The sequence below is a fragment of the Kaistella sp. genome (assembly GCF_032060305.1).
Lineage (GTDB): Bacteria > Bacteroidota > Bacteroidia > Flavobacteriales > Weeksellaceae > Kaistella > Kaistella yananensis.
On record NZ_DAMBHK010000010.1, the window covers coordinates 35,909 to 40,858 of the forward strand.

Below are 4,950 nucleotides of genomic sequence, written 5' to 3' on the forward strand. Positions count from 1 at the left end.
TAATATGAAAAAACGACTCCTTTCTGCTGCTGCCGTTTCGTTCCTTGGAATGATCATCAACGCACAGCAAATTAAATTCGAGGAATATGATCTTCCAAACGGGCTGCACGTAATTCTTCATCAGGACAACACCGCTCCTGTAGTGACAACAGGTGTAATGTATCACGTAGGTGCCAAGGATGAAGCGGTGGGAAGAACCGGTATGGCGCACTTTTTTGAGCATTTGCTTTTCGAGGGAACCAAAAACATTAAACGCGGCGACTGGTTCAAAATTGTTTCGTCTAACGGCGGAACCAACAATGCCAATACCACCAACGACAGAACTTATTATTACGAAACTTTCCCGTCGAATAACGAACAGCTAGGTTTGTGGATGGAAAGCGAAAGAATGAAAAGCGGTACCGTAAATCAGATCGGAGTCGATACCCAGAGAGAAGTGGTAAAGGAAGAAAAGCGTCTGAGAATGGATAACCAACCTTACGGAAATCTTTTCACCGCAGTGCAGAATAATCTTTTCACCAAACACCCATATCATTGGTCAACCATTGGTTCGATGGAGGATCTGAATGCTGCTACCCTATCAGAATTTCAGGATTTTTATAAAAAATACTATGTTCCGAACAATGCGACTTTAGTTGTAGCCGGCGACATCAAGCCTGAGCAGACCAAAAAATGGATTCTCGAATATTACGGCGACATCCCAAAAGGTACTGTGTACCCGAAAAATTTCCCGAAAGACGATCCAATTACTAAGGAAAAAGAAGTAACGGTTACCGATAAAAACATCCAGCTTCCGGCCTATGTTTTTGCGTACAGAACACCTTCGAACAAAGAAAAAGATGCTTATATTCTCGATATGCTTTCGTCTTATTTAAGCAGCGGAAAATCATCGGTGCTTTATAAAAAATTAGTGGATCAGGAGAAAAAAGCGCTTCAGGTTCAGGCTTTCAACCAAGGTCTTGAAGATGCGGGAATTTTTGCGTTTTTCGCTATTCCAATGGGTTCTACCACGAAAAGTACGCTTCAAAGCGACATTGATGCGGAAATTAAAAAGCTTCAAACTACCCTGATTTCTGAGGAAGATTACCAGAAACTTCAGAACCAGTTCGAAAATCAGTTTGTAAACTCAAACTCTTCAATTCAGGGAATCGCAAGTTCTTTGGCGACCAACCACGTATTGATGGGCGACACCAATCTCATCAATAAAGAACTGGACATTTACCGTTCTGTATCAAGACAAGATATTATGAATGCCGCAAAAAAATACCTTAACCCAAACCAAAGAATCATCATCAATTACTTACCTGAAAAAAAATAATCCATGAAATACAACTTTAAATATATCGCGGCCGCATTTTTAATTTCAGGAATGCTGTCTGCACAAAAAATCAATAAGGACGAAATGCCTAAACCAGGCCCTACTCCTACAATCAACATAACGAAACCGAAAACTTTCACCCTGAAAAACGGACTTACCGTAATGGTGGTTGAAAACAATAAATTACCAAGGGTAAACATGAGCCTTTCTATAGACAGGCCGCCGGTTTACGAAGGTAAAATTGTGGGTGTGAGCCAAATTATGGCAGATCAGCTCGGCAGCGGTACAACATCAATGAGTAAAGAAGATTTCAACAAGAAAATTGATTTTCTTGGGGCAAATTTAAATTTCTCTTCAGCCGGTGCAAATGCCAACACGCTTTCGAAATATTTCCCTCAGGTTTTAGGTTTGATGGCGGATGCGATTGTAAACCCTAAATTTTCTGAAACAGAAGTAAAAAACTCAAAAGACAGAATGATCGAAGGTTTGAAAGCCGACGAGAAAAACGCAAGTTCAATTGCGAACCGTGTTTCCACCGCGCTTACGTACGGAAAAAACACTTCCAGAGGTGAGTTTGAAACTGAGGAAAGCATCAAAAACAATCAGCTGGCTGATGTGCAGAATATGTACAATAAGTATTACGCACCCAACAATGCATATTTGGTTGTAGTTGGTGATGTGAAATACAACGACGCCAAAAAAATGATTGAAAAGGCATTTTCAGGCTGGAAAAAATCGAACACCACTTTCGCCGCATTGGAACCTGCAGCAAACGTTGCAGCGACGGAAATTAATGTAGTTGATGTACCTACTGCTGTTCAGTCGGTAGTTTCTGTTGGAAACATCAATAATCTGAAGATGAGTGATCCTAACTATTTCTCGTCGATGATTGCCAATTACATTTTAGGAGGCGGCGGTGAAGCCAGACTTTTCATGAATCTTCGTGAGAAAAACGGATTTACGTATGGCGCTTACTCATCGCTTACTGCAAGTAAATATTCGCCAAGTTTTTCTGCAAATTCAAGTGTAAGAAACGAAGTGACCGACAAAGCGGTAAAAGAATTTATGAACGAACTGAACGCAATTTCTAAAGTAACTCCGGAAGAACTTGCCAATGCAAAAGCAAAACTGAAAGGAGATTTCATCCGTTCTTTGGAAAGACCGGAAACCATCGCAAGATTTGCACTGAATGAAAAAGTACAGAATTTGCCTGCAGATTTCTATACAAACTATCTGAAATCAATCGATAAAGTAACTGCAGCAGATGTTTCAGCAGCAGTGAAAGCCACAATTTTGCCCAACCAAAGCCGTATTTTCGTAGCAGGTAAAGCTGCAGATATTTCTGAAGGTCTTGAAAAATTGGGTTATCCGGTTAAGTATTATGATAATGAAGCCAATCCAACCGAAAAACCTTCCTCGCAGAAGATGGATGCAAGCGTGACTTTATCTACGGTTGCAGAAAAATATATTGCTGCCATCGGTGGTTCAGCAGCGGTTGAGAAAATAAATTCCATTACCACTGATGCTTCGGCAAAAGTACAGGGAATGGATCTCGACATGAACATGATTCAGGCAAAAGGCGCTAAAATGAAAATGGAAATCAAAATGATGGGCAACACCTTCCAGAAAATTGTTTTCGATGGTAAAGATGGTTTCATGGAGATGCAGGGACAGAAGACACCCATGCCGGAAGAAGCTAAGAAGGAACTTGCCGCTTCTACAGAGCTTTTCCCGGAGCTTGGTTTTGCTAAATCTGCAGATTACAAGCTTACAGGAATTGAAAAATTCGAGAATGAAGATGCTTACGTTGTAAAAAAAGATAAAAATACGTATTACTACAGCGTGAAAACAGGTCTGAAACTTGGCGAAACCAAAATGCAGAAAGGCCCTCAGGGAGAAATGGCAGTGCCTACTGTTTTCGGTGATTACAAAGTAGTTTCAGGTGTAAAACTTCCGTACAAAATGTCGCAGAATATGGGCGGAATGCCGGTAGATTTCACCGTGAAGTCTTACCAGATTAACCAGTCCAAAGATTCGGACTTCAAATAACTTTAATTTAATTATTTATAAGAAACGGCAGCGGGAGTTGCCGTTTTTTGTATTAAAAATCGTCATCTTTTAAGGAAATCAGAAAGTTATCAACGACAGTTATTACAAAAGGCATAATAATTGTAAATATTTTTATATCAATAAAAAAAAATAAAAAGCCATGTCAGAAAATATACTTTCTTTAGAAGATCTGAAATTTTTGGAAAAACTTCATTCTCATTACGGCCTAGAATTTATAAGATTTGATGATGCCGGAATTAAAATCAACAATCAGGATCTTCTTACTGATGATCTTTCGAAAACCGATCATTTCAACCTTTTAAATGAAATTTCGAAAAAACTGAAGTACAGATTAAATTCTAATTTCCAGATGAATTTTACAAGTTCTTTTAATTTCGATGTAGTTCGCGTTTAAACTTTCACTTTCATATAAAACACAAAAAAGACAAACTTCAGGGTTTGTCTTTTACATTTCTAGCTTCAAATAAAAAATTTATTCAGTCAACTGATGGAGTTTATCCACCACTTCATCTATTTCGAATGGTTTTGCGATAAAAGCGTTGGCACCAGACTGTATTGCGGTATGCTCTAACCCTCGGCTGGCCGACATCATGACCACGGGAATATTCTTCGTGATTTCATTTTCTTTTAACTTTTTGCAGATATCTCTTCCGTCTTCACCGGAAAGCCACATATCCAGCAGAATAATATCGGGCTTCGAAACTGATTCTACATAACTGAAAATCTCGGAACCGCGTTCGAAAGCGTTGACTTCGAAGCCTTCGAAATCGAGCATAATTCCTAAAGAATCCAGAATCGAAACATCATCATCAACAATTATTATTTTTTTTGAATTCATTTTCTTAATTAATTTTACGGTCTACAAGAGGAAGCGAGAAACAGAATGTGGAGCCTTTTCCTAAGGTACTTTCCACCCAAATTTTTCCGTTCGAGCGCTCCACAATTTGCGCTGCAATGTAAAGCCCTAATCCCAGTCCGGGGAAAGTATTCTGTTCATCCCCACTTACGCGGTAATACTGTTCAAAAACTTTTGCTTTTTTATCTTCCGGCATCCCGATCCCAAAATCCTCCACAGTAAAAATGGCAAAATTGCCCTCATTTTTTATATCTACAAGAATTTCTACGGCATCAGGAGAATATTTGATTGCGTTTGAAATTAAATTGGTGATTACCTGGCTTATACGTTCCCTGTCAGCAAAAACTGTTCCTACATTTTCAGTTTTAAGTTTTATTTTATGGAGAGTCGACATCTGCAGTTCTTCAGCAGTCTCCAGCACGAGTTTCTCAAAATCGAAATCGCTCTCATTAAGGTGTATTTTTCCCGAGTTAATTTTGGTAACATCCAGCAAATCGCCGATTAAAGAAGTAAGCTTCACCACCTGAAGATCCATTTTTTTGGCAAATTCAGCGTTTTTTTCGTCCCCTGTTTTCTTCAGCATTCTATCTAAAACCTGCGCATAGAGTTTCAGTGAAGTTAAAGGAGTTTTCAGTTCATGGCTTGCAATACCGAGGAAAGTATCTTTCTGAGTAACCAGATTCTTGAATTCGTTGATATCGGTACT

At 39.1% G+C, this 4,950-nt stretch carries 5 protein-coding genes; 3 read left to right on the plus strand and 2 right to left on the minus strand.

Features of this window, described 5'->3' with window-relative positions; translation table 11 throughout:
* The first annotated feature begins 4 nt into the window (after positions 1-4).
* The 3 genes from V5N63_RS02600 (at position 5) to V5N63_RS02610 (ending at position 3,782) form a co-directional block, all read left to right on the plus strand.
* Positions 5-1,318, plus strand: a complete 1,314-nt coding sequence (locus tag V5N63_RS02600) for a M16 family metallopeptidase (RefSeq protein WP_332032713.1) — start codon at positions 5-7, stop codon at positions 1,316-1,318.
* Between the two features lie 3 nt (positions 1,319-1,321).
* The gene (locus V5N63_RS02605) at positions 1,322-3,367 is read left to right on the plus strand and encodes a M16 family metallopeptidase (protein ID WP_332032707.1); all 2,046 of its coding nucleotides are present in this window, start codon (positions 1,322-1,324) and stop codon (positions 3,365-3,367) included.
* 160 nt (positions 3,368-3,527) lie between these two features.
* Entirely contained in the window at positions 3,528-3,782 is a 255-nt protein-coding gene (locus tag V5N63_RS02610; RefSeq protein WP_332028337.1) for a hypothetical protein, read from the plus strand.
* A gap of 78 nt (positions 3,783-3,860) precedes the next feature.
* Here the strand turns inward: V5N63_RS02610 and V5N63_RS02615 are convergent, their stop codons facing one another.
* Both V5N63_RS02615 and V5N63_RS02620 read right to left on the minus strand, forming a co-directional pair.
* A complete protein-coding gene (locus V5N63_RS02615) occupies positions 3,861-4,226 on the minus strand; it encodes a response regulator (RefSeq protein ID WP_332032708.1) in 366 nt (121 codons plus the stop codon).
* Between the two features lie 4 nt (positions 4,227-4,230).
* The coding region (locus V5N63_RS02620; RefSeq protein ID WP_332032709.1) for a sensor histidine kinase at positions 4,231-4,950 on the minus strand (720 nt) is incomplete at its 5' end.

Bases quoted from the DNA above. Each gene is read 5' to 3' on its own strand.
- V5N63_RS02615 (WP_332032708.1), bottom strand. From the start codon at position 4,226: ATGAATTCAAAAAAAATAATAATTGTTGATGATGATGTTTCGATTCTG.
- V5N63_RS02600 (WP_332032713.1), top strand. From the start codon at position 5: ATGAAAAAACGACTCCTTTCTGCTGCTGCCGTTTCGTTCCTTGGAATG.
- V5N63_RS02605 (WP_332032707.1), top strand. From the start codon at position 1,322: ATGAAATACAACTTTAAATATATCGCGGCCGCATTTTTAATTTCAGGA.
- V5N63_RS02610 (WP_332028337.1), top strand. From the start codon at position 3,528: ATGTCAGAAAATATACTTTCTTTAGAAGATCTGAAATTTTTGGAAAAA.